Origin of the sequence: Shewanella sp. SR44-4 (assembly GCF_014163715.1) — a bacterium.
In the GTDB taxonomy this organism is placed as follows: domain Bacteria; phylum Pseudomonadota; class Gammaproteobacteria; order Enterobacterales; family Shewanellaceae; genus Shewanella.
Genome location: NZ_JACJDU010000008.1, coordinates 75,410 through 99,946 on the forward strand (window position 1 = coordinate 75,410; position 24,537 = coordinate 99,946).

The 24,537-nt window shown below is 40.3% G+C and carries 17 protein-coding genes; 8 read left to right on the forward strand and 9 right to left on the reverse strand.

Going from position 1 to position 24,537, the window contains the following annotated elements; all coding sequences use genetic code 11:
* Positions 1 to 173: 173 nt before the first annotated feature.
* Entirely contained in the window at positions 174 to 953 is a 780-nt protein-coding gene (gene gloB / locus H5125_RS06055; protein ID WP_162023270.1) for a hydroxyacylglutathione hydrolase, read from the forward strand.
* A 150-nt stretch (positions 954 to 1,103) separates the two neighbouring features.
* Positions 1,104 to 2,657, forward strand: a complete 1,554-nt coding sequence (locus H5125_RS06060) for a LysM peptidoglycan-binding domain-containing protein (RefSeq protein WP_162023271.1) — start codon at positions 1,104 to 1,106, stop codon at positions 2,655 to 2,657.
* A gap of 515 nt (positions 2,658 to 3,172) precedes the next feature.
* On the opposite strand, the gene H5125_RS06065 is transcribed toward H5125_RS06060, so the two are convergent.
* Positions 3,173 to 4,993, reverse strand: a complete 1,821-nt coding sequence (locus H5125_RS06065) for an AsmA family protein (protein WP_182743767.1) — start codon at positions 4,991 to 4,993, stop codon at positions 3,173 to 3,175.
* 25 nt (positions 4,994 to 5,018) lie between these two features.
* A complete protein-coding gene (locus H5125_RS06070) occupies positions 5,019 to 5,513 on the reverse strand; it encodes a putative 4-hydroxy-4-methyl-2-oxoglutarate aldolase (protein WP_101086998.1) in 495 nt (164 codons plus the stop codon).
* 193 nt (positions 5,514 to 5,706) lie between these two features.
* Here H5125_RS06070 and H5125_RS06075 point away from each other — a divergent pair, with 193 nt between their 5' ends.
* Entirely contained in the window at positions 5,707 to 6,021 is a 315-nt protein-coding gene (locus H5125_RS06075) for a hypothetical protein (RefSeq protein ID WP_101086997.1), read from the forward strand.
* Between the two features lie 299 nt (positions 6,022 to 6,320).
* Here H5125_RS06075 and H5125_RS06080 read toward each other — a convergent pair whose 3' ends face one another.
* The gene (locus H5125_RS06080) at positions 6,321 to 7,970 is read right to left on the reverse strand and encodes a methyl-accepting chemotaxis protein (RefSeq protein WP_182743768.1); all 1,650 of its coding nucleotides are present in this window, start codon (positions 7,968 to 7,970) and stop codon (positions 6,321 to 6,323) included.
* Between the two features lie 309 nt (positions 7,971 to 8,279).
* A complete protein-coding gene (locus H5125_RS06085; protein WP_174839640.1) occupies positions 8,280 to 9,206 on the reverse strand; it encodes a LysR family transcriptional regulator in 927 nt (308 codons plus the stop codon).
* 173 nt (positions 9,207 to 9,379) lie between these two features.
* Between H5125_RS06085 and H5125_RS06090 the strand changes: the two genes are divergently transcribed.
* From H5125_RS06090 to H5125_RS06110, 5 genes are all read left to right on the forward strand, one after another.
* Positions 9,380 to 10,600: an acyl-CoA dehydrogenase family protein gene (locus tag H5125_RS06090; protein ID WP_101086994.1), complete on the forward strand. Its 1,221-nt coding sequence runs from the start codon at positions 9,380 to 9,382 to the stop codon at positions 10,598 to 10,600.
* 11 nt (positions 10,601 to 10,611) lie between these two features.
* Positions 10,612 to 11,445 carry an SDR family oxidoreductase gene (locus H5125_RS06095; RefSeq protein WP_101086993.1) on the forward strand — a complete coding sequence of 278 codons (834 nt, stop codon included), beginning with the start codon at positions 10,612 to 10,614 and terminating at the stop codon, positions 11,443 to 11,445.
* The gene (locus H5125_RS06100) at positions 11,445 to 12,512 is read left to right on the forward strand and encodes a phosphotransferase family protein (RefSeq protein WP_182743769.1); all 1,068 of its coding nucleotides are present in this window, start codon (positions 11,445 to 11,447) and stop codon (positions 12,510 to 12,512) included. The genes H5125_RS06095 and H5125_RS06100 overlap by 1 nt, the downstream gene beginning before the upstream one ends.
* 2 nt (positions 12,513 to 12,514) lie before the next feature.
* The gene (locus H5125_RS06105) at positions 12,515 to 13,234 is read left to right on the forward strand and encodes a histidine phosphatase family protein (protein WP_182743770.1); all 720 of its coding nucleotides are present in this window, start codon (positions 12,515 to 12,517) and stop codon (positions 13,232 to 13,234) included.
* 84 nt (positions 13,235 to 13,318) lie between these two features.
* A complete protein-coding gene (locus H5125_RS06110; RefSeq protein ID WP_182743771.1) occupies positions 13,319 to 14,068 on the forward strand; it encodes an SDR family oxidoreductase in 750 nt (249 codons plus the stop codon).
* 88 nt (positions 14,069 to 14,156) lie between these two features.
* Here the strand turns inward: H5125_RS06110 and H5125_RS06115 are convergent, their stop codons facing one another.
* From H5125_RS06115 to H5125_RS06135, 5 genes are all read right to left on the reverse strand, one after another.
* On the reverse strand, positions 14,157 to 14,690 hold the full coding sequence (locus tag H5125_RS06115) for a cell division protein ZapC (protein ID WP_182743772.1): 534 nt from the start codon (positions 14,688 to 14,690) through the stop codon (positions 14,157 to 14,159).
* A 168-nt stretch (positions 14,691 to 14,858) separates the two neighbouring features.
* Positions 14,859 to 15,878 (reverse strand): quinone-dependent dihydroorotate dehydrogenase, encoded by a 1,020-nt coding sequence (gene pyrD, locus H5125_RS06120; protein ID WP_182743773.1) that lies wholly within the window; start codon positions 15,876 to 15,878, stop codon positions 14,859 to 14,861.
* A 61-nt stretch (positions 15,879 to 15,939) separates the two neighbouring features.
* Complete coding sequence (locus tag H5125_RS06125) at positions 15,940 to 20,787, reverse strand: NAD-glutamate dehydrogenase (RefSeq protein ID WP_101086988.1); 4,848 nt, start codon at positions 20,785 to 20,787, stop codon at positions 15,940 to 15,942.
* 328 nt (positions 20,788 to 21,115) lie between these two features.
* A complete protein-coding gene (locus tag H5125_RS06130) occupies positions 21,116 to 23,422 on the reverse strand; it encodes an RND family transporter (RefSeq protein ID WP_101086987.1) in 2,307 nt (768 codons plus the stop codon).
* 49 nt (positions 23,423 to 23,471) lie between these two features.
* Entirely contained in the window at positions 23,472 to 24,482 is a 1,011-nt protein-coding gene (locus tag H5125_RS06135) for a YCF48-related protein (protein ID WP_101086986.1), read from the reverse strand.
* Between the last annotated feature and the right edge of the window lie 55 nt (positions 24,483 to 24,537).

Sequence of the window (24,537 nt, forward strand, 5' to 3'; positions counted from 1 at the left end):
GCCCGCCAACGATTACTTTGCAAAAATGTCATATTCTCTCAACCCATCAACTTTACCATAGCTCATTTAATGTTCAGCTAACCATCATTGATACTTTCAGGATAACTTCACTTGAAATTATTTAACGATATCCGTTACCCTAACAGATAGTCAATCATCACTCGAGTCAGATTATGCTTAACGTTCATACCATTCCAGCTTTTAATGACAACTACCTCTGGTTAATTCATCAAACAAGTAGCCTTGATGCTTATGTAGTTGACCCTGGCTGCGGCCAAAGTGTTATCGATTACCTAGCTACAACAGAACTTAATTTAGTCGGCATACTCATTACTCATCATCACAGCGACCATACTGGCGGTATAAAACAACTGCAGCAGCACTTCAACAACCGTCTTATTGTTTATGGTCCGAGTAACGAACCTATCGATGGTTTAACCCATCCTTTAACCGTTTCATCGGATATAAATATTGAGATACCTCATTTAGGGCTTACCCAAGTGATGGCAGTTCCTGGGCATACTTTAGGTCATATTGCCTATTATATTGATGATAAATTATTTTGTGGTGATACCTTATTCAGTGGCGGATGTGGACGTTTATTCGAAGGCACACCGACACAAATGCTGCAATCGTTAACTATGCTGGCAAACTTACCCGACCAAACCCAAGTCTTTTGTGCTCATGAATACACACAATCCAATGTCGATTTCGCCTTACATGTCACACCAAATAATTCACAGTTGATTGATTATGCCCACAAAGTTGGACAATTACGCTCACAAAACATACCAACGATACCTAGCACAATCGCGACAGAAAAAGCCATAAACCCGTTCCTACGTTGTCATCTAAATGAGACTCAAGTCGCAATATCAACAGAATACAAAATAACAAATATAGATGATATTCAGACATTTACATTGTTAAGGGAATGGAAAAATCAATTTTAGATTAACATGAAAACACTTTAATAAGACATGCCAAATAATTTAATCTACAATGCCAAACTGAACTAAAGCATGACCAAAAGAGTCTCATAGGCATTTGGTATGTTCGCCCTTTTTTTAACGCCCTGAGAACTTGAGGAAGTGTATCTTCAAATGAAAGCAAACTTGATTATTATAGCTGGCAGTATGCTGGCTATAACGGGGTGCCAGACACTCCATACTGCAGAGCCAAGTTCTGATAGTACAACCCACACTGTTACAGCTAACGCTAAAAACAAAAAATCAGCGACCGTAACCCTTGATCAAATTGAAGAACAAGTTGCTGAAGTTAACGATTTATGGCTCATGATCGGCAATCAAATGCGCTTTCCTGTTGTCGATAATGCTTTAGTGGCTCAATACCGCCAATGGTACATCGAGAATCCTACGCATTTAGAAATCGTGACTCAACGTGCTCAGCCATATCTGTATTACATTGTCGAACAGTTAAAAAAGCGCAATTTACCTTTAGAGCTAGCATTGTTACCTATTGTTGAAAGTGGCTTTGACCCACTCGCCTATTCACCAAGTGATGCCTCGGGGTTATGGCAATTAACCGCGCCAACGGCCATGTCGTTCGGTGTAAAGACAAATTGGTGGTATGACGGACGCCGTGATGTTGCCTCATCGACAAAAGCTGCTTTAGATTTAATGGAATACCTCTACGCCAAAATGGATCACAATTGGTTATATACCATTGCCGCTTATAACTCAGGTGAAGGCCGAATATTCAATGCAATAAAACATAACCAGGCCCGTGGAAAATCGACAGATTTCTGGTCACTATCGCTGCCTCGGGAAACAGCTCATTATGTGCCTCAGTTATTAGCATTGGCCGATGTCATTAAACATGCAGACAAGTACGGTATCAATTTAATCCCTATTGATAATTCACCTCAGATAGAGGTAGTCAATATTGAAAGCCAACTCGACATTAACTTAGCTGCTGATTTGGCTCAAATTGACATAAATGATTTAAAAGCGATTAATCCAGGTTTAAAGCGCTGGGCAACCGCCCCACAAGGTCCACATCAATTGATTGTACCTAGTGAAAAAGCGGCTTCCTTTAAACGAGCATTAGCCACTATTGAACCAAACTCCCGTATTAACTGGGTTCGGTATAAAATTAAATCTGGTGATAGCATCAGTGAAATTGCCGACCAATTTGAGACCACTGCAACATTAATAAGAAGCAGTAACGGTATTAAAGGCAACAATATTGTTGCTGGTCGTTTTTTAATTATTCCTGTTGCGGCAAAAGATCCCGATCTCGTCACCATGACCGCAGACCAAGTACTCGCGCGTAGAACAGTGGTTAAATCAAGCTCGAACAAGCAAGCTTATACCATTAAATCTGGTGATTCATTATGGAAGATAGCGCAGTCACAGCAAGTGACCGTCGCACAACTAATGAAGTGGAATAATCTTAAAAAACAATCCACGTTAGCCATTGGCAAATCATTAGTTATTTTTCCTAATGAAGTCGCCTCTCTCACTGCAAGCAATGATAAAACGGTTAGCTATCGCGTACAATCAGGTGACTCTTTAGCGCGTATAGCACTTAAATATAAGGTTACCGTTGCAGAGTTAATCGAATGGAACAGTTTACAAAACAGTAAATTGATCCAACCAGGACAGATACTGAAATTGATTATGACCAATAGCTAGTTAGCTTTGCCAATAAGGCACAATTAATGAACAAAGGCTAAAATAGCTATTGGTATGAGTTAAACACTCAGTTAATTTCAATCATAAAAAAACGGACAAGTGAACACTTGTCCGTTTTTTTATGGCATAACATTCGCATTAATAAATCCACTGGTTCACAGTGTTCAATAATTTGATTAGGCTAACCATGCTGTTATTACTGTACATTTTTAACCTAGATAACCTCGACATGGGATAATAAACGGTTATAAAACAGTCCTTTGTCTCGCTAACTGTGTTGCATTGACTTGCAATAGGTTAGCTATTGACGTACCAATGCGCCTTGTTAGCAAAACAAATGACAAGTTTGATATAAAATAGGCTAAATATTGTCATTTCGACTCACATATCCCACTTCTTACACCGAGTTGAGGTTAGTTAACTGCAAACCGTATAGCAATAACAAAGCCGCTTTGAATAAGGCTGTAGTATTATTCATATCGAAGCACCTACAGCCCTTGTCATTAATGGATGATTTAAATTCCAAGCTTCTTAAACAATCCTTCTTTTAGCTTTTCTTTAGCTTTATCAGCCTCATCTTTAAATTGGCCTTCCAATAACGCTTTGGTATCAATGCCAAACTTAGGCTCTTGGAATGTACCTTTGATAGTTAACGGAATGTCGATACCTTTCAGTGACTCATCAGCAGCTTCGCCTTGTCCTGATAACGACCCAACGACACTGGTTGTTAAGGTGTAATCCAACGCTTCGGTGGCAATGTTTGCTGTGCCTTTACCATTTAACCGAATTAACGGTGAAGCCATCGCTAAATCAGGGTTAGTCACAACAGCATCTTTCATCGTGAAACTACCGGTCAAACTGGTAAAATCGGTTTTCAGCTCTTCTTTCTTATCTGCCGATAAATCACCTTTCAATTTTTGCTGCGCGCTACGGATCATCTGTGGAATGTTAACCCCATACAACGAGCCATCTGCTACTTCAAACTGACCCACTGCATTAAGATTGTTTTTTAGATTATCAGCAATCAAACTGGCACCGCTGCCTTTAACTTCAAAACTCGCTGTTCCAGAAAGTAAATCCACTTCAGCAGCATCGATTAATAACGGACGAATTTGCACACCAGTTAACTTTTTATCAAACACATAAGTTGGTACCGCTTTACGACCATCAAGCTTAGCGCTAAGTGCTAGCTTACCTTCATATAAATCGGCTGTCAGCGACGATAACGTTAATACACCTTTATTAATGGCCATTTTCATTTGCCAATTTTGCGTTAACATATTACTGACTTTAATTGATTTAGCGGTTAAGTTTAGAGTTAAATCTATACTCTTTAATGCCGATAAATCAGGTTCTTGAGTTGACGCAGCTTCAGATGTTGCCTCAGTTTCTTTCGCATCGCCTTCTTGCTTTGGCAGTAATGCATCGACATCAATATCGCCAACATCAAGATTCATCGCAATTTTAGGAATGCTATTACCATAATTAATCTTAATATCGCCAGTGGCAGCTAAGTCCATAGCTGACATTTTAGTCAATTGCAGCTCAATGGTTTTGGCATCTAATGCCATCGTCATTTGTGTACTCAGCTCTGCGGTAATCGCTTTGCCTGGCAAGCTATCGCCTTGGGCTTTATGCACCATGTCAAAATCATTAATCGTGACATTCTGCAATGCTTGGTCGACTTTAACGTTGCCTTGCCCAGATGACGCTAACTGCATATCAGGCAGTGTCGCTGAAAACTCGTAAGCAAAATCAGCGAATTGTCCTAGGCTGAACTGTCCTAAAGTAAAACTTTTTAGACTGAAGGTTTGAGTGGTATTGCTGGCCATATCAATAATATTGATATTCGTATTGGTAAGTTCAATGCCGCCAATATCTAAGGTCTGTAAAGACATCGCTTCTGAATTGCTTGAGGTTGATTGTGGTTTTTCTGCCGATGTTTCAGCAGTCAAACCATCAAAACTGGTCTTACCGTCTTTTTGAGTGACTAAGTTGAGTGTTAAGCCATCAAGCTTTAATAAATCAACTTCAATTTGTTGGCTAAATAATGGCATCAACGCCACATTAGCCACGGCCTCATTAACATCAAGCATCGAAGCTGGGGTAAACCCATTTGGGTTCGATAACGAAATGCCCCCAAGCTTGATGCCTAAAGATGGAAACACGCTCCAACTTAAATCTTGGCTGATTTGTAAATCACGGCCAGTTTGTTTTTTTACCGCATCGACAATTTGCGGTTTAAAATTATTTAAATCGAAAAACATTGTGAGGTAGACAGTTACACCTATCACTAACGTTAGCACTATTGCTAACAACCACTTTATTAGTTTCATTTTTGCTTCCTTGTCTGTCGCTATTTTAAGTTAAAATAGCTAAATCCAGTGCCTGCCTACTGACAGCAACACCATTTAAATCTGCGTAGATCATCATTCCAGGAGAAATACTGATGCCAGCAATCTCAATTGTGACATTGACCTCTCCTACGCCTTTTTTGTCAGTTTTAATGGGATTAGCGCCTAAAGCTTGCACACCAATTAACATGGTGTTAATGGTTCCAGCGTCACGAATACAACCATTAATGATAATACCTTCCCAACCATTGTCACATGCACTTAAGGCTATCATGTCGCCAAGCAATGCACGTCTTGTTGAGCCACCTCCGTCAACAACCAATACTTTACCGTGACCCTTTTTAGCTAATTCAGATTTTACTTTTGAATTGTCTTCAAAACATTTAACGGTCACGACTTCACCATAGAATATCGATTTTGCGCCGAATGCTTTCCATGGATTTGACAACAACGTCAATTGTTCAGGGTAGTGATCAAATAAGTCTGGCAATAGATCTAACATGACTCCTCCTTGTAGATCAAAATCTTAGGTTACCGAGAATGAGTATATTCAACAAGTATTGTTAACGATATATTATTACACTCAAAAAGTACCGTTAACTTAGTATATCAACATACCCACAAATCAAGTTAAAGAGTGACTTATTCAATAAAAATGAATATAATTTATAAAAATAACGTAAAAAATCATACTTATGAGTGAAGATTTAAATTTACAGAAAATGATGGATGCGTTTGATGAGTTAGACTTCGAACAACGCACTACCACAAACCTTGAAAATGCCCGTAATAAGCAGCAAATGACAGCGTATATTGACTCGTTGGATTTCAGTTTGCGCCGTTTATTAATCTTGCAAGACACGGTCAATACTATTGTTGAGCAGAAACAAGTAAACCTGCTTAAACAAGAGCATATTCAAACTTATAAAACTAAGATAATTAACCTCTCACGCCAGTACAATATCTCATATCAAGATGTCATCAACATTATGGTGCAAATATCACACTAGTACTGCTGAAATAATTCAATCTATTTCTGAGAGAATAAGTAACCTCAGCTTGAGTGAACAGGTGAAATAAATCGCTAAAATGGATTTATTTCAAGTCTGCTATCGCAAACTTGCGATGTATTTAACTCATAATGATTTTTTCATCAATCAGTTACTATATCAATAACATGGCTATTTCAAGTGAAAACACCATCGATAGTAAGTTATAGAGTCTGTGAGATAAAGAGCTGTTTGGGCATCATTCATTATCTCGAACGGAAGCTAGTCAGGCTTATAGAACCAACCTGACTAACGGCGGGTTATTTTACTTTAAATTGGTCTACAAGTTGATGTAACTGAATAGCACCTTGTTCTATATCCATACTGCCTTTGTTAATGAGCTCATTCTGAGCTCGATTTTCTAACGACATGTCATTGATGCGAGTAATATTCATATTCAGTTCGCCAATAACAGTGCTTTGCTCTTCTGTGGCTGCTGCGATTTGAACATTCATTTGCGATATTTGCTCAATTGAAGACTTAATATTTTCAAGCGCAACTACAACTTGTTGAGTTTCATTGACCGTTTCAGATGATTTGACTTTAGCCCTAGCAACAGAAGCATTAACACTGTCAATGGCACTTCTGATTGCGTCGATGATAAGATTAATTTCACTTGTTGAAGCTTGAGTTCGGCTAGCAAGCGTTCGAACTTCATCAGCAACAACAGCAAAACCTCGACCAGCTTCTCCCGCTCTAGCTGCTTCGATGGCAGCATTCAACGCTAACAAATTAGTTTGATCTGCTATTCCCACAATCACATCCAGAATTTGACCAATCTTACTTGAACTTACTTGTAAGCCTTTAGCAACCTCTTCTGTCGCGGCTAATTCACTGGATAATTCAGATATTTTTTTCATCGCATTATCAACAACGTTAGCAGATTTGTCTGCCTCTTTATCAGCATGGTGGGTACTGTCTGCTGCCAGTTGCGCATTAGAAGCCACTTCTGATGCGGTCATCGACATTTCATTTATCGCGGTTGCCACATTCTCAGTTTCGGCTTGTACGTTAGATGAGATTTGATTGGCCTGCTGTGCAATCGTCGACATATTTTGTGCTAAGCGACTCGACTCATCAACCGAGTGGCTGACAGATATAATGACTTTCTGGATTTTATCAATAAAAGCATTGAAATGATGTGCGATTTGTTTGAGTTCATCATTACCCTCTTCAGACAAACGTAAGGTCAAGTCCCCCTCGCCCTTGGCAATATTTTTAAACGCGCTAATGGTTTCAATCATCGGCCCTGAAATACTGCGAATGATAAAAAACAGCAATAAGATGACAGGCAGCCAAACCAGAGCCAATAACAATAAGTATTGCGTAATAAATTGATTTTTATCATTTTGAATATCATCGACATAGATACCCGTCCCGATAATCCATCCCCAGGGCCTAAAACGCTTGACCACTGACATTTTTGGACTGGGTTGTTCCTGTTGTGGTTTGTTCCACATGTAATCTACTCGTGCTGAATCCTGCTGTTCGGTACGTTGGATCATTTGTTCAAACAGCTTAACGCCATTTGGATCTTGCATTGCTAATACCTTGGTATTGACTAATTGCTTAGCAAAAGCATGTTGGATCATCGTCCCTTGAGTATCAATACTGAAATAATACTCATTGCCTGAATAGCGTAATTTATCAATTGCCGCCAAAGCCATGACTTTAGCCTCATCTTCGCTCAGGCTTCCAGACTGAGCATCTTGATAATATTTATCCGCGATGGTGGTAGCGATGTCGACCAAAGCATTCAGTTTGGCTTCTTTCTCATTAATTAACACGTTTTCAACTCGTGTTAATGAAAACCAGAAAACGATAACAGTAGCAATGATTGCTAATGCCAACATTCCTAATAAACGGTTTGCAATTGTCGTTTTACGAAAAAACATATTAATTGGGTTCATACAGGCACCATGACATTATGATTATTATTAAAATGGTTATGAGATGAAAACTGACACGAACTCAGCAATGTTAGTTATAGTATAAAATAGACTCAGTAACAGGACTGTTTTATCACTGCTGTGTTTTGTTGATGAGTTGTTCACGATAGTGCTTCGCAACCGACAAATATAGTAGACTTTATTATAATGGCTAAAAAGGGACCCTTAATTACTCCATGCTGCATCTATCGTAATAATGCAGCTTGATCTGGTTCGATATGCCAATCGATATTTCTGCTCAATAGCGTTTCTATTCCGCAATAAAGATGATTACTTCGCAACAATAACCATCTCAATTTGTGCTCTTAACCACACAAAAGCGGGATCGGTCTCAGTATTCATGTGCCAATATAAATGGGTATCAATGTCCGGTAGTTCAAATGGCATTGTGCACACATGTAAATCTGGATGTGTAAATTGCTCCGCTAAAGAACGCGGTAAGGTCAACATAAAAGGCGACCCTATGACAATTTTCGCGGCTGTTTGGTAACTCTGGCATCGGTATTTAATGTGCCGATTAATACCTTGTTGTTGTAACAAAATATCTTCCATTACTCGGCCAGTGGGCCTGCTCGATACTGCTACATGCTCAGCATTGGCATAGTCGGTTGGAGTCAGCTTCGTACTAGGCTCTAAATACATTGCATGTTGTCGACGGTCTATCAACACACAAAATGGATCTGACAACAGAGTTTTATGGGCTAAAGGGGCATTCACCGCTCGCGCAACATCAATGGCTAAATCCACCTCCCCATTGGCTAATTGACGCGCTATATTTTCCCGAGATAATGACATACTGGCTATTTTCGCATGCGGAATTAACTGCGAAACTTGCTTAATCAGCGTCGGCATTATTTGGCTTTCTAGGGCCTCATGAATGGCTATTTTAAAAGTTTGCTCCGTAGTAAGCGGGTCAAACTCCCCACATTGCTGCAATATTTGCCTTATTCGATTTAGCGCACTTATAAGTTGCGGAGCCATACGTTGACAAGCAGCTGTCGGTTGCATTTGCAGGCCTTGGCGTACAAATAGCGGGTCGTTTAACACTAAACGTAATCGTTTTATCGCATGGCTTACTGCTGATGGCGTTATAAACAACGACTTTGACGCTAAAGTCATGTTTTGTTCAGAATAAAGCGCTTCAAATATTTTTAACAAATTAAGGTCAAGCTGCTGAATTGCTTTAGTATCTGCCATCTTGACCTCTATTGTTAAATGAATTTGCCACACACATCTATGAATAGCATTCATTACAAACTAGCATGTTATTTCATTTCATTCACTCAAAATACTGCGATATGCTGAACTCTTAACAATAGCTTGGTCACATGCTGACAATAACTGAGGCTTACGTCACACAGGATGCTTAAATGAATATCTACGCTACAGAAAAATCACAACAATATTTAGCGAAAGTAACGTTGTTTATTAATCAATATATCCTCCCAATTGAAGCTGAATTACTCGCAGAAAATAGACGAATCAATCACAGTTGCGATTGGACACGTTGGCAACTGTTACCGCAAATAGAAGCACTTAAAGCTCAAGCAAAAGCACTAGGATTATGGAATTTATTTCTACCTGATGCCACATTAGGTAAAGGGCTGACTTGTGTTGAATACGCCCCCTTAGCTGAAGCAATGGGGCGATCGCTTCTGGCCCCAGAAATCTTCAATTGTAATGCACCAGATACCGGTAACATGGAAGTGCTTTATCACTTTGGTGATAAGCAACAACAGCAACAATGGTTAACACCTCTACTAGCTGGCGAAATCCGATCAGTATTTGCGATGACAGAACCTGACGTGGCTTCGTCGGATGCCACCAATATGCAAGCCACTATTATTGAAGACGGTGATGATGTTGTCATCAATGGCCGCAAATGGTGGTCAACGGGTTTGGGCCATCCAAATAGTAAGATCATGATATTTATGGGACTGTCTCATAGCGACGCACCAAAACACCAACGTCATAGCATGGTATTGGTGCCGATGGACACGCCTGGGGTCAGCATCACACGTATGCTAACCGCCTATGGTGATTATGATGCACCTTATGGCCATGGTGAGATGGAGCTCGTTAATGTTCGTGTGCCCAAAAGTAATGTCATTATGGGTTTAGGTAAAGGCTTTGAAATAGCTCAAGGTCGATTAGGCCCCGGTCGTATTCATCACTGTATGCGCGCGATTGGCGCAGCAGAACGAGCCTTATCATTAGCGATTGAGCGCGGTAAATCTCGAATCGCCTTTGGTCAGCCTATTATCAAATTAGGCGGTAATCTTGAACGTATAGCCCAAGCGCGCATGGCAATAGAGCAAGCTCGATTATTGACACTTAATGCAGCGTGGAAAATTGATAACTTAGGCGTCAAGCACGCCATGACCGATATTTCTGCAATTAAAGTGGTTGTCCCGAATATGCTGACCCAAGTCGTCGATATGGCGATTCAAATATATGGTGGTGCAGGCATGAACCATGACACACCATTAGCAGGTTTTGCAGCAATGGCCCGCAGTTTACGTTTAGCCGATGGACCGGATGAAGTGCATATGGCCATGGTGTCGCGTCTTGAGTTAGCAAAATACCAATAATGGTGATGACAATGAAACCAATAGAACAACAACATGTGGTGATCACCGGCGCGGCATCGGGCTTAGGTAAAGCTCTTGCGCTTAAATGGGCGAGTCAGCATGCCGAAGTGTGCGTTGCAGATATTAATCAACCAGCTGGCGAACAGGTGTGCCAAGAAATCGAAGCGTTAGGAGGCAAGGCTTTTTTCGTGCCTTGCGATATCACCAACACAGACAGCATTACAGCCCTCGTAAAAGTACTGAATGAGCGTTGGCAACATATCGATGTATTAATCAATAATGCCGGCGTCGCTTCTGCAGATAAAATAGAAGCTGAACCTATGTTGCAATGGCGTTGGATTATGGAAATCAACTTATTTGGTATCGTTAACATGTGTCAGCAATTTGTACCGCTTTTTAAACAACAAGGTGTTGGCAGTATTGTGAATGTGGCATCACAAGCGGGTTTAACCCCAATCCCATTTATGTCCAGTTATAATGCATCAAAAGCGGCTGTGGTATCGTTGTCAGAAACGTTGCGCTTAGAACTTGCCGATGACAATATTAATGTTAGCGTGTTATGCCCTGGCTTTTTTAAAACAAATCTTGGTACTAGCTTACGCACCCAATTACCAACCATGGAAAAACTCATGGGTAAGCTATTTGATAAGTCACCTATCAATGCAACACAAGTGGCAGACATCGCCTATCAAGGCGAAAAGAACAAACAATTTCTATTACTGACACATCAACAAGGCAAACGGCTTTATCAGTTAAAACGTTTATTGCCTTTACATTGGTATTTTAAACTAGTGTTAAAACAAACACAGCGTCTTAGGCAATTGTTAAGGGAGGAACAAGCTTAATGAACCAACAATATCTTGATAAAGCTAAAACGGTTCGTACCGGCGAGGAGCTTGACGCAGCGGTTATCGACCCGTGGTTAAAACAGCACATTAATGGGCTTGAAGGTGAGTTAACCATAACCCAGTACACTGGCGGTGCATCCAATTGGACTTACTGTTTAAGCTACGCTAATCGCGATCTTATTTTACGCCGTGCACCTAAAGGCACCAAAGCCAAAGGTGCTCACGACATGGGGCGCGAGTATCGATTACAGCAAGCACTTAAACCCGTGTACCCTTATGTGCCTGCAATGCTGGTACATTGCGATGATGACAATGTCTTAGGGACTGAGTTTTATGTCATGGAAAAGCTCAATGGCATTATCCCAAGACAAAATCTTCCTAAAGGCTTAAACGTCGATAAACAACAAGCCAGAACCCTTTGCACCAATGTGATTGATTGTTTAATCGAGTTACACAAAGTGGATATTGATGCCGCTAACCTTAACCACATCGGCAAAGGCGAAGGTTATACTCAGCGTCAGATTGATGGCTGGAGCCAGCGCTACACTCAAGCTAAAACTTGGAATGTGCCCTCTGGTAAAAGTGTGATGACTTGGCTACAACAACATAAACCAGCACAAGAAACCATTTGCCTAACCCACAATGACTTTCGGTTTGATAACGTGGTGTTAGATCCAGATGACATCAGTAAGGTCAATGGAATACTTGACTGGGAACTGGCAACACTCGGTAATCCATTGATGGATTTGGGCAATACCCTCGCCTATTGGGTTGAAGCCGATGATGACTTTTTAGCTCAAATGACTCGCCGCCAACCCACACACCTTGATGGCATGCTCACTCGCGAGCAAGTGGTGAAATATTACTGTGACAAAATGGACATCACTATTGAAGATTTTCGCTTTTATGAAGTATTTGGTTTATTCCGTTTAGCAGGCATAGTACAGCAAATTTATTATCGCTATCACCATAAACAAACACGCAACCCTGCATTCAAACAATTTTGGATTTTTTCACATTATTTATTGTGGCGCTGTAAACGTGCAATGAAGCAAAAAGGATAACCGTGGCGAATATTTATTTAATCCGCCATGGGCAAGCAAGCTTTGGCGCTAATAACTATGACAACTTATCAAGTTTAGGCCATAGCCAAGCAAGGCATTTGGGTGAGTATTTTAACCAACGCTTAATTCAACCTAAGCATGTTATTTGCGGCAACATGACTCGTCATCAACAAACTCGTGATGCTTGTTTATCGACGTTGTCACCACTTTTATTGAATGAGTCATTACAGATAAGTACTCTTTGGAATGAGTTTGACCATGAGAATGTGATTGCGGTTTATCGACCAGACTTAGCCAATCCAGAAGCGATGAAGCATTACCTCCAACAACAAGCTTCACCCACCAGGGCCTTTATCGAATTATTTAGTCAAGCCATTGAGCAATGGCAACAACAATCAAATTACGCTAACGATAACGATAACTATAACTATAACGAATCTTGGCAACACTTTACTCAACGTGTAAGCCAAGGATTACAACAACTGATCGAGCAGACAAATGACAATGACACTGTGTTTGTATTCACCTCTGGTGGCGTAATTAGTGCCGCGATAATGCAAATATTATCAGTACCAGAAGGTCAATTTTTTAATATCAATAAACAGCTAGTTAATTGCGGTGTGAGCCAATTACAGTTAAAACGACAACGACTGAGTTTAATTACCTTAAATGAGCATAGCTTTTTTGATGGGGAGCAACGCCATTTATGCAGCTTGATTTAAGTTATATTTACTTTGTGAGTATCGTTAAGTGACGATGCTCAACACATTTAGCAAAACAATTAAAACAAAAATAAAGAGCACATTATGAAACGGACAAACATATTAATCACTGGGGCGAGTTCAGGTTTAGGCCGCGGTATGGCAATTGAATTTGCTAAGCAAAACCATAATCTAGCCTTGTGTGCTAGACGAATAGACCGCCTCGAAGAATTAAAGCAAGAATTATTGGTGATTAATCCCAATATACAGGTGTTAATTAAATCACTTGATGTGAACGACCACCCACAAGTATTTGAAGTATTTAGTCAATTTAAACAAGAATTAGGCCAACTAGATCGCGTCATTGTTAATGCTGGAATGGGCAAAGGTGCTGCAATTGGTAGCGGTTTTTTTGAAGCTAACTTACAAACTGCGCAAACTAACTTTATTGCTGCAATAGCCCAGTGTGAAGCTGCGATGGCCATTTTTCGTGAGCAAAACAATGGCCATCTTGTCACTATTTCATCGATTAGTGCAGTGCGTGGATTTAGACGTGCCATGACCGTTTATGCGGCTACAAAAGCAGCCTTAACGTCGTTATCTGAAGGTATCCGTATCGATGTGATGAACACACCAATAAAAGTGACGTGTATACACCCTGGCTTTATTCGCAGTGAGATTAATGAAAAAGTTAAAACGGTTCCGTTTATTGTCGACACCGAGACAGGTTGTAAAGCTATGGTTAAAGCGATTCAAAAAGAGAAAGCTAATGCTTATGTACCGAGTTATCCATGGGCTATTTTGCATTGGGTATTACGTATTGCGCCGCTTAGTGTGCTGCGTAAAATGAGTTAAATTTTTTTAAGAAAATGAGCTAAAACAAAAATGCCAAACTCTATGTTTGGCATTTTTTTATTACGCACATTAACTTCAATGATATTTATTAAGCTGCCACGACTTGTCTGGCTTTACGCAATGGGTGCAAACGATTATGCATCACTTTAATGGTGTCGAATTGTACTAGCGATTTGCTGTCTGATAACTGACAGTATTGCGATAGAATCATCACTGTGGCGGCTTGTAAGCCATTATCAACCACTAATGCTAATACTTTTGAATAACCACAATTAAGTTGAAATAACTTACCGACTTCGCAATAAACACACTCATCACTCACGTCAAAAAACCAAGACTTGGGCATTTGTGATTGTAATAAAAAATGGGCAGCGGTGGCATTTAAAGCGGTTTGTACAATACCTGCATCAGAGATGTGTAGCACTTTAGGAAGTGTTTCGAGCATTTTAATGTAGAATTTTGCGTGTTCAAGATTAAATTCAGTTGCGGTTAACGCATCTGGAATTAATTGTTTTGTCTTGTATGGGGTTAAGAACTCCATCTCGGAACCCAATGAAATACTTAGCTTCTTGCAAGTTTCATTGTATTCCCAATGCCAGTCCTTGTTTGGCATTAATAACATGGCAATCTGCACCTAAATGTTGAACACTTGTGCATAATAGTTTATTTTTCACCCAATATCAAAATTTAATTATAAATTATAACATAAATTTCATAGTGTTAGCGCGATCGAATGATCTAAAATTCGATCGCGGCATGATTTTTGATCAATAACGTTATATTTTAGTCACTATTTTTTACAATAAGCTCTAGCGATCTGATCAACCAATTTAGGACCTTGATAGATAAAACCAGAGTATATCTGCACCATAGTTGAGCCAGCGTCAAATTTAGCTAAAGCATCTGCTGCACTATTGATCCCACCAACACCAATGATCGGGATCTTACCTTGTAAACAGATCGCTAATTGTTTGATCACTTGTGTTGATAAATCCGTCAACGGTTTGCCACTTAACCCACCCATTTCTTCAGCATTTTTTAATCCAACCACATTATCGCGGCTTAAGGTGGTGTTGGTCGCGATAACACCATCAAACTGATTACTCATCAATGAATCAGCTATCGCGCTAATTTCTTCTGAGCTTAAATCAGGCGCAATTTTTAACGCCACTGGCACATATTTACCGTGTTTAGAGGCTAATTCAGTTTGTTTGGCTTTAATTGAGCTAAGTAAGTCATCTAATAACTCACCGTATTGCATTGAACGTAAACCAGGAGTGTTAGGAGAGGAAATATTAACTGCAATATAGCTCGCATATTGATAAACCTTTTCCATACAAATTAGGTAGTCATCTTTACCCTGCTCTACTGGAGTGTCTTTATTTTTACCTATGTTCACGCCAACCATAATGTCAGACTTTTTGGCCATTAAATTACGTACCAGATTATCGACACCTTTATTATTAAAACCCATGCGATTAATAATGCCTTTGGCAGGTTTTAATCGAAATAAACGCGGTTGATCGTTACCGGCTTGTGGCCGTGGTGTTACTGTCCCGACTTCAACATGGCCAAAACCCATTGCATGAAAAGCATCAATTGACTCGCCGTCTTTATCTAATCCTGCAGCTAAGCCGACAGGATTTGGGAACGTCAGTCCCATACAGGTTACAGGAGCAGATTTAACCTGTTGACGATAGAAACAATTTAACAGATTGTTTCCGGTCATTTTCAAACTGCCAATCGCGATATTGTGGGCTAACTCAGGGTCCATCTGAAACATTACTTTTTGCGCGAGTTTGTAAAACATGTTTTCTCCTAGACCTAAAAAAAACCCCGGCAATCGCCAGGGCTTATTCACATTATAAAAACTACTTCTGACCTTCGCAATGCAAAATCAGCAAGTTCAGTTCTCTTAAGGCGACTGAGAACTTAGCAAATTCATGGGTTTGAGAAACCTTGAAGTCGGCTAGCATGTGATACCATCTTTCAAGCAATGGTTTGTTTAATGTAATCCATTGATTAATAACACTATCTGCATCACAAGTATCTGTACAAGTACGTAATACTGCAGAACTTAATGCACGTTGTTGCCAATCAAGTTCTTCTCTGAATGCCGCACGAGCAAGTGCTTGCCAATGGTTTGCTACAGGTTGAGCATTGATTTGTTCTAAGAACCAATGTAATTCAACTTTTGCACCGAGTTTGAAGTAAGTTTCTGATACCAGATCAACTGACTTATTCTCGATTTGAGCAATTTGTGCAATGTCTAACGCAGAGAATAATGTACTCATTTTAGCGACAATTAGTGCAACTGCTTTAGGGACATTTTCTTTTACTAGAGTAGTAATTTCAGCAGAAATCACTTTAACTTCAGCTTCAATCATATACTGGTCAACGTTAGCTTTAAGCTGTTCAAATACAGGCTTAAAGAATGCCACTGTTTGATCAATATCATGAGCACGATTGCGATGACGAATAAACCAACGACATGCTCGACGCATATTACGACGTAACAGATGTAGCATTTCACCCTGCACATGTGCCGGAATAACACCATTTAACTCAGTAATAGAAGCGGTTAACTCATCAAGACCAAAGATCTCTCGGGCCATAGTATAACTAATAGCCGCTTCAGCAACTGTTGCACCGGTCTCATCTTGCATACGTTGTACAAAATTAAAGCCCATATCATTAACTAATTCATTAGCTAATGATGTAGCAATAATTTCACCACGTAGAGGATGTGCGGTCATTTTATCAGCGTATTTTGCTTGTAACTTTTTAGGGAAATAAGCCACTAATAACTTGCTTAAAAATGCATCTTCAGTGATTTCAGGTGTCACGAGCTGCTCTTTAAGTACCATTTTAGCGTAAGCAACTAATACCGATAACTCAGGACGAGTTAATGCACGGCCATTGGCTAAACGTTCTGCAAGATCGTCATCAGTTGGTAAGAACTCAAGTGCGCGGTCAAGTTTACCGTCTTTTTCAAGATACTGAATAAAACGAATTTGCTCTTTAAGCTGTGACACACCATGTACTTGGGTAACCGAAATCGTACGGGTTTGATCTTTACAATCTTTAATCACAATTTCACTGACTTCGTCAGTCATGTCTTCAAGTAAACGGTTACGCTGTTTAACGGTTAACTCACCTTCTGCCACTAACGTGTTTAAGAAGATTTTGATGTTAACTTCGTTATCTGAACAATCTACACCGCCAACGTTATCGACGAAGTCGGTATTCATACGGCCGCCATTAGCGCAGTATTCAATACGGCCTAATTGAGTGCAACCTAAGTTACCGCCTTCACCGATGATTTTAGCACGTACTTCTTTACCATTAACACGTAAGGTGTCGTTGGCACGGTCGCCTACTTCAGCATGCGATTCTTTGCTCGACTTAACGTAGGTACCAATACCACCATTCCAAATCAAGTCTACTGGCATTTTCAGTAGTTCTTTCATCAGTTCAGTTGGGTTCATGGTGTCTTTGTCAGTGTCCAACATCTTCTTGATTTCTGGTGTCAATTTAATTGACTTAGCAGAGCGTAAGAATATCCCGCCGCCTTTAGAAATCAGTTTAGCGTTATAGTCTTCCCAGCTTGAGCGTGGCAGTACAAATAAACGCTGACGCTCAGCATAGCTTTCTGCAATTTTGGGCGTAGGGTCAATAAAGATGTGCATATGGTTAAATGCAGCGACCAATTGAGTTTGCTCAGATAACAGCATACCGTTACCAAATACGTCACCAGCCATGTCGCCAATCGCAACACAACTAAATGGAGTAGTTTGGCAATCTACACCAATTTCACGGAAATGGCGTTTAACCGACTCCCATGCACCGCGTGCAGTAATACCCATTTTCTTGTGGTCATAACCGTTACTACCACCAGAAGCAAACGCATCGCCTAACCAGAAGTTATATTCAATCGCAATCGCATTAGCAATATCTGAGAATGTTGCCGTGCCTTTGTCAGCAGCAACAACCAAATATGGATCGTCTTCATCGTGACGTACAACATCTGCGGGTGGAACCACTTCACCATTAACAATGTTGTCTGAAATATCTAATAACGCACGGATAAAGATACGGTAACATTCTTGCCCTTCAGTGAATAATGCTTCGCGGCCACCTTCTGTCGGCAGTTGCTTACACACAAAACCACCTTTTGCGCCTACAGGCACAATCACGGTGTTTTTAACTTGTTGTGCTTTTACTAAACCGAGTACTTCGGTACGGAAGTCTTCACGACGATCAGACCAACGTAAACCACCTCGGGCCACTTTACCACCGCGTAAATGCACACCTTCAACACGAGGCGAATACACGAAAATCTCAAACTTAGGCATCGGCTTAGGCATTTCTGGGATTAAGCTCGGTGCAAATTTAAACGAGATATAGTCTTTCGCTTTTCCGCCAATGGCAGTTTGATAGAAGTTAGTTCGTAATGTGGCGTTAATTAAATCTAAGTAACGACGAATAATACGGTCATCATCTAAGCTTGAAACGTCATCAAGTTGTATGTTCACCTGTTCAAGGAACTTACTTAAGGTGCGCGTTTTTAGTTTAGGGTTAAACTTACGGATGAACATTTTCACCAATAAGTCCGCTAATTTAGGATAACGGCTAAACGTTTCTTCGATGTACGACTGACTGAATGTTGCATCAATTTGACGCATATACTTAGCATAAGCACGCAAAATAGACACTTCACGACCACTGAGGCCGGTTGACAGTACCATGCGGTTAAAGCCGTCATCTTCTAACTTCTTCTGCCACACTTGCAATAAAGCCGTTTGGAAACGGTCTTGACTGTCGGCTAGATTCTCTGTGGCAGCGCCTTGCACTGTCATTAAGAAATCTAAAATCCAGAATGTCGCGCCATCATTGGTTTTCACTTCGTACGGACGTTCATTGATCACGCGTAAGCCAAAGTTTTCTAGCATTGGCAAAACATCAGACAAATGAATTGGCTCGTCTTTATGAAACAGTTTTAAGCGAACTTTATTGTCATTTAACGCCGACTCTTGTGGCTGATAGAACAACATGCCTAATTTATGATCATCATCCAAAGCTTCTAAATGCTGCATATCAACCACAGCAGAACTTGGTAACACATCATCTTTATAGCTAGGTGGGAACGCATTTAAATAACGCTTTGTCAGTCCTGTTCCAGCTTGTTCACCAACGGCATTGTTTAATGCAGTGTGCAGTTTGTCATCCCACGAGCGAGCGGCTTCAATAAGATTTTTTTCAATGGCGGCCACATCAACATCCATATTGTTATTATCAACTTTGATAATATAGTGAGTGCGAGCCAGAGTAGACTCAGAAAAATACGTGGTGAACTCAACATCTTCATTACTTTGGAAATGTTGTGCCAAAATGCGTTGAGTGTCTTGGCGTAACTTAGTGTTGTAGCGGTCTTTAGACACATACACTAAACACGACAAGAAACGACCATAACCGTCTTTACGCACAAACAGCTTTAACTTATCGCGATCTTGCATTTCCAAAACACCATGAGCTATGTTTGATAGCTCAGGATCTTTAGCTTGAATTAGCTCATCACGAGGTAAGTTTTCAAGAATGTTCATCAACGCTTTATAATCATGCGAGCGCGGAGTTAGCCCAGAATTATCAAGAATGCGCTGAACCTTTTCGCCCAATAATGGAATTTCGCGTGGGCTACGGTTATAAAGATTTGAAGCATATAAACCAATGAAGCGATCTTCACCGATTACGTTGCCTTTTTTATCGAAACGTTTAACACCAATATAATCTACATAAGCCGGACGATGTACACGACTTTTAGCAGAGCTCTTGGTGAGAACAAGTAAGCTTTCATCTAATGCCTCTTTACGGGCTGAATCAGATAAACTTGAAAGTAATAAACCACGCTCACTGTGTGAGGTTTTTGAACGGTTCATTAGCCCTAAGCTAGATTCAATATTAGGAACAAGCTCAACATCACCTTCAACACGTTTTAAATCGTAATAACGATAGCCAAGCAAAGTGAAATGATGGTTGTTCAAGTAGTTTAAAAAATCAACTGACTCTTTCAATTCCGTTTTATCACCAGGGAATGGACGTGAAGGTAATTGCTTAATAGTCTCGGTTAATGTATCTGACATTAATTGCCAATCATTGACCGACGCTGAAACATCAGCAAGTACAGATTGAATTTCTTTTTCAATCGCTTTAATGTCAGCATCACTATTTTGTTTATCAATTTCGACCAAGAATACAGCAACATTATTGCTGTTATCAGTTGTGTCATTAACAAATGACACATCTGACACATTGTTGTTATTACCACGTACAACGGCTAATGGCGTATGTAACATCACATGGGCAGTGATGCCCATTCGATTTAACGCCATTGAGAGCGAGTCAACCAAGAAAGGCATATCAAGTTGGATAACCTCAATAATGCTGTGAGTTGACTGCCAGCCATGTTTTGCTTGGCTAGGATTAAATACACGGATGTGGGTTTGATCCTGGGCCGTTTTATTCAGCGCATTCCAAAGGCTCACTACAGCACCATATAAATCACTGTCATTACGAGCATTGAGATCGTCTTTTGACATATGGGCGTATAGGCAATTGGCAAATTGCTCAACTTGTTTGGCTTGAGAATGAGGGATTTTTGTGTGAATTAAATTGACTACATTTTCCAGTAGTACTGAAGGCATTGCATCTTTCAAGGCCATGTTGCAGATTCCTTAAGCGTCTATGGCAGCGCTCTTATCATTATATGGATGCTTCGGCTTGTTGATTGTGTCGGTCCGAGTCATTTTGTGTGTAGCACGTAAATAACTGTTTTTCGTTTAACAAAAGAAACTCATATTTGAGATCTTGTGCAAAGTTTATTACTAAATTGCTGCTATATCGAGGAAAATTTTAGTGGTACATCCTCTATAAATCCAGTCGGCAGCATAGATTAGCGTTTAAAATGACATTTAAGTCGTTTGCATAGAGTAACTATGCAAAATAAAAAAGGGAGCTAAGCTCCCTTTTTTATTTAATTACATGTTTTAGTTACTTTTTTCGCCAAAACATCGCTGAAAGTGCGGGTAGAATAATAATTGCTCCCAACATATTCACTAAAAACATAAATGTCAGCAAAATTCCCATATCCATTTGGAATTTAAGGTCTGAGAAGAACCAAGTGCTCACTCCAATGGCTAACGTTAGGCCGGTAAAGATAACCGCACTACCACGTTCAACGAGAGCTTCGAAATACGCTTGTTGCACCGGCATGCCATTACTGAGTTTATTGGACATCGTCGACAAGATATAAATCCCGTAATCAACGCCGATACCCACACCTAATGCAATCACCGGTAAGGTACTCACCGCTAACCCAATATCAAGCAAGGTCATTAATGCTTGCGCTAATGTTGATACCACATAAAGTGGAATAATTACCGCTATCGTCGCTTTGAGTGACTTAAAGCTAATTAAACACAGTACAAACACAGCGCCATATACATATAGCATCATTGGTAGCTGAGCTTCGCTCACGGCTTCATTTGTGGCGGCCATGACACCAACAGGACCTGATGCTAGCTTAAATTGCAAAGTGTCAGAGTTAAGTTGTGCGGCAACCGCTTTAACTTTGTCTACAACCACCTCGATGGTTTCAGCTTTGTGATCTTTTAAGAACAAGTACACAGGCATAACCGAGCAATTACTATTGAGCAAACCAGATGTTGTCGGTACTTGGCCAACGGCTTGGACTAAACTCGCGGTGGTACGCGGTAAAATCTCCCACTTAGGGTTACCTTCGTTAAATCCTGCATTCACTTTCTTAGCAATAGATGCCAAGCTTGCCGTTGACTCTACCCCAGGTGTATTTGCCATCATCCATTCGAACTGATCTATCTGAGATAACAATGAATGATAAGTACAGGCTTCTGGTGTAGCTTCTACAATCACAGACATTACATCAGTTGTAATTGAAAAATGTTTAGTGATAAAGAAAGTGTCTTGGTTATAACGAGAGTCTTGATGCAGTGCAGGCGCCCCGCCCTGTAAATCACCAATTTGCATTTTGGACGCTTGTTGAAAACCAACCGCGTAAAGTATCGCAGTCGAAATCAATACGACAATGGCATATTTAGGGGTCGCAAATTTAGACAAACCACGCCAAATATTTTCAATTTTTTGACGTTTTTCAGGACTGTCTTGCTTACTCGGTAATTCAAAATATGAAATCACCAATGGTAGTAAAATCAGATTGGTTAAAATAATAACCGCGACACCTAACGATGCAGAAATAGCCAACTCACGAATAATACCAATATCAATTGACAGTAAGGTTAAAAAACCAACCGTATCAGATAATAATGCAACACCACCGGGCACTAATAAGCTACGAAATGCGGACGCTGCAGCGGCTTTAGTTGTTTGGCCATCAAGCACACGACGACGTACAGCATTGATCATCTGTACCCCGTGACTAACACCAATAGCAAACACTAAAAACGGCACTAAAATCGACATTGGGTCCAAACCAAAGCCAACCACGGTTAATAATCCTAATTGCCAAAATACTGCAACCAAACTACACACTAGTGGCAAGACGGTTAGCACTATCGATTTTGAAAATAGGTATACCATTACAGCAGTAATCGCAATGGCGATTAAAAAGAACAGCAGTACGCCTTTAGCGCCCTCAGCAACATCCCCAGCCATTTTTGCAAAACCGATAATATGAATTTTGATCTTATCGTTTTCAAACTTGCCACGAAGCTCTTGCTCTAATTGATTTGCAAACGCAATAGTATCAATAGCCTCACCCGTTTGAGGGTCAAACTCCATTAACTGCGCAGACACCATGGCAGAGGTGTAATCATTACCGATAAGTCGGCCTACAATGCCAGCTTTTTCAATGTTATCACGAACGATTTTAAGACCGTAATCATCATTACTAAAATCAGCAGGGATCACCGGACCACCGGCAAAGCCGTCTTCTACGACTTCGGTAAAACGAGTTGAAGGTGAGAATAACGACTTAACCTGAGAACGTTCTACACCCGGAATAAAAAATAATTGATCGTGCACATTTTTGAGCGCATCAAAAAATACCGGGTTAAATATATTGCCACTGGTATCTTCTACCGCCACCATAATACTGTTAGCACCACCAAAATCTTTTTGATGTTTGGTATACGTTTGCATGTACGAATGATTGAGTGGGATATTTTTACTAAAAGCAGCATCCATTTTTAATTGGCTGGCTTGATACCCTAAGAAAAAAGTAATAAAAATAAACGAAATGATGACCCATTTTCGATTGCGGAATAAATGAGATTCAAATCCATTGACCAGTTTTTCTAACATCTTTTCGGCCCTATTATTGTTGTTTTAATTGTCCAGTTTAACCAAAAGGTTAATCAAGCTGGAACAGTCCCTTAGAACCGGCAAACCATAACTGGCCTTTACTGTCTTTAGCAATTGCCACTATATTTTCACCTTGGCGTCTGGCAACAATGGTTGCTTTATCATCATCTACTGACAACACAATCCCAGCATTTCCCACCAGGTATAGGTCATTACTAGCGGTAATAAGTGCGCTATTAATTGATGATTGGACAGGTAAATTAACTTCTTGCCATGCGGATAGCGTTAAGTCTGACTTAAACACATGACCACGTAAGCCCATGACATAAACATCTTCGCCAACTTCAATGGCATTAAACATTGAACCATCATAATCAAAGTTAGTTTTCGAAAATGTTTGGCCGTTATCACTCGATACCGCGACCAAGCCAAGCTCACCCACAAGCAACAATCGTTTATCTTTCAGGCGAATTAAACGGTTGAAATGGGGTAATAATGAAGCTCGCTCAGATAAATACAATGCTTCATCTTCTGCTTTAAGTTCATTTAAATAGGCAATATCTTCTTCAAATAATAATTCTTGATGAAATTCTTGTTGCCATGTTTTACCGCCATCAGCGGTGCGATAAAATAATCCATAAGCGCCCACCGCAATACCATCAACGGGACTATAAAAACGAATATCTAGAAAAGGTTTCTCTATTTCGGCAGATTGCATCTGCACCGACCACGTTAATCCACCATCTTGAGTGTGGATGATGGTGGCATCATGGCCGACAGCCCAACCTTGTTTGTCGTCGAAAAAAAACACTTTGGTTAATTGAGACAATACAGGGGTCGCGACTTGGTGCCATTGATTATTGTCCAAAAGCAACACATTACCGCGTTGGCCTACCGCGACAAGTTTGTCACCAGCATTAGCAATATCAAGCAATAAAGAGGATTGAGCTAGGGGTTGAATCTGAACAGAGAGTGGATCGAGTTGAGCATCTACTGAAGTAGTATATAAACATGCACTAATCCCAATCGCCACTGCACTGCGAAGCATGCTAAACGTCATACAAACTTCCTTTACAATTTATAGGGGCGCAACCGCGCCCCATTTTATTTATGGC

What these genes read in the sequence shown, in the direction of transcription:
- gloB (WP_162023270.1), top strand. Translation starts at nt 174, where the DNA reads ATGCTTAACGTTCATACCATTCCAGCTTTTAATGACAACTACCTCTGG.
- H5125_RS06060 (WP_162023271.1), top strand. Translation starts at nt 1,104, where the DNA reads ATGAAAGCAAACTTGATTATTATAGCTGGCAGTATGCTGGCTATAACG.
- H5125_RS06065 (WP_182743767.1), bottom strand. Translation starts at nt 4,993, where the DNA reads ATGAAACTAATAAAGTGGTTGTTAGCAATAGTGCTAACGTTAGTGATA.
- H5125_RS06070 (WP_101086998.1), bottom strand. Translation starts at nt 5,513, where the DNA reads ATGTTAGATCTATTGCCAGACTTATTTGATCACTACCCTGAACAATTG.
- H5125_RS06075 (WP_101086997.1), top strand. Translation starts at nt 5,707, where the DNA reads ATGAGTGAAGATTTAAATTTACAGAAAATGATGGATGCGTTTGATGAG.
- H5125_RS06080 (WP_182743768.1), bottom strand. Translation starts at nt 7,970, where the DNA reads ATGAACCCAATTAATATGTTTTTTCGTAAAACGACAATTGCAAACCGT.
- H5125_RS06085 (WP_174839640.1), bottom strand. Translation starts at nt 9,206, where the DNA reads ATGGCAGATACTAAAGCAATTCAGCAGCTTGACCTTAATTTGTTAAAA.
- H5125_RS06090 (WP_101086994.1), top strand. Translation starts at nt 9,380, where the DNA reads ATGAATATCTACGCTACAGAAAAATCACAACAATATTTAGCGAAAGTA.
- H5125_RS06095 (WP_101086993.1), top strand. Translation starts at nt 10,612, where the DNA reads ATGAAACCAATAGAACAACAACATGTGGTGATCACCGGCGCGGCATCG.
- H5125_RS06100 (WP_182743769.1), top strand. Translation starts at nt 11,445, where the DNA reads ATGAACCAACAATATCTTGATAAAGCTAAAACGGTTCGTACCGGCGAG.
- H5125_RS06110 (WP_182743771.1), top strand. Translation starts at nt 13,319, where the DNA reads ATGAAACGGACAAACATATTAATCACTGGGGCGAGTTCAGGTTTAGGC.
- H5125_RS06115 (WP_182743772.1), bottom strand. Translation starts at nt 14,690, where the DNA reads ATGTTATTAATGCCAAACAAGGACTGGCATTGGGAATACAATGAAACT.
- pyrD (WP_182743773.1), bottom strand. Translation starts at nt 15,878, where the DNA reads ATGTTTTACAAACTCGCGCAAAAAGTAATGTTTCAGATGGACCCTGAG.
- H5125_RS06125 (WP_101086988.1), bottom strand. Translation starts at nt 20,787, where the DNA reads ATGGCCTTGAAAGATGCAATGCCTTCAGTACTACTGGAAAATGTAGTC.
- H5125_RS06130 (WP_101086987.1), bottom strand. Translation starts at nt 23,422, where the DNA reads ATGTTAGAAAAACTGGTCAATGGATTTGAATCTCATTTATTCCGCAAT.
- H5125_RS06135 (WP_101086986.1), bottom strand. Translation starts at nt 24,482, where the DNA reads ATGACGTTTAGCATGCTTCGCAGTGCAGTGGCGATTGGGATTAGTGCA.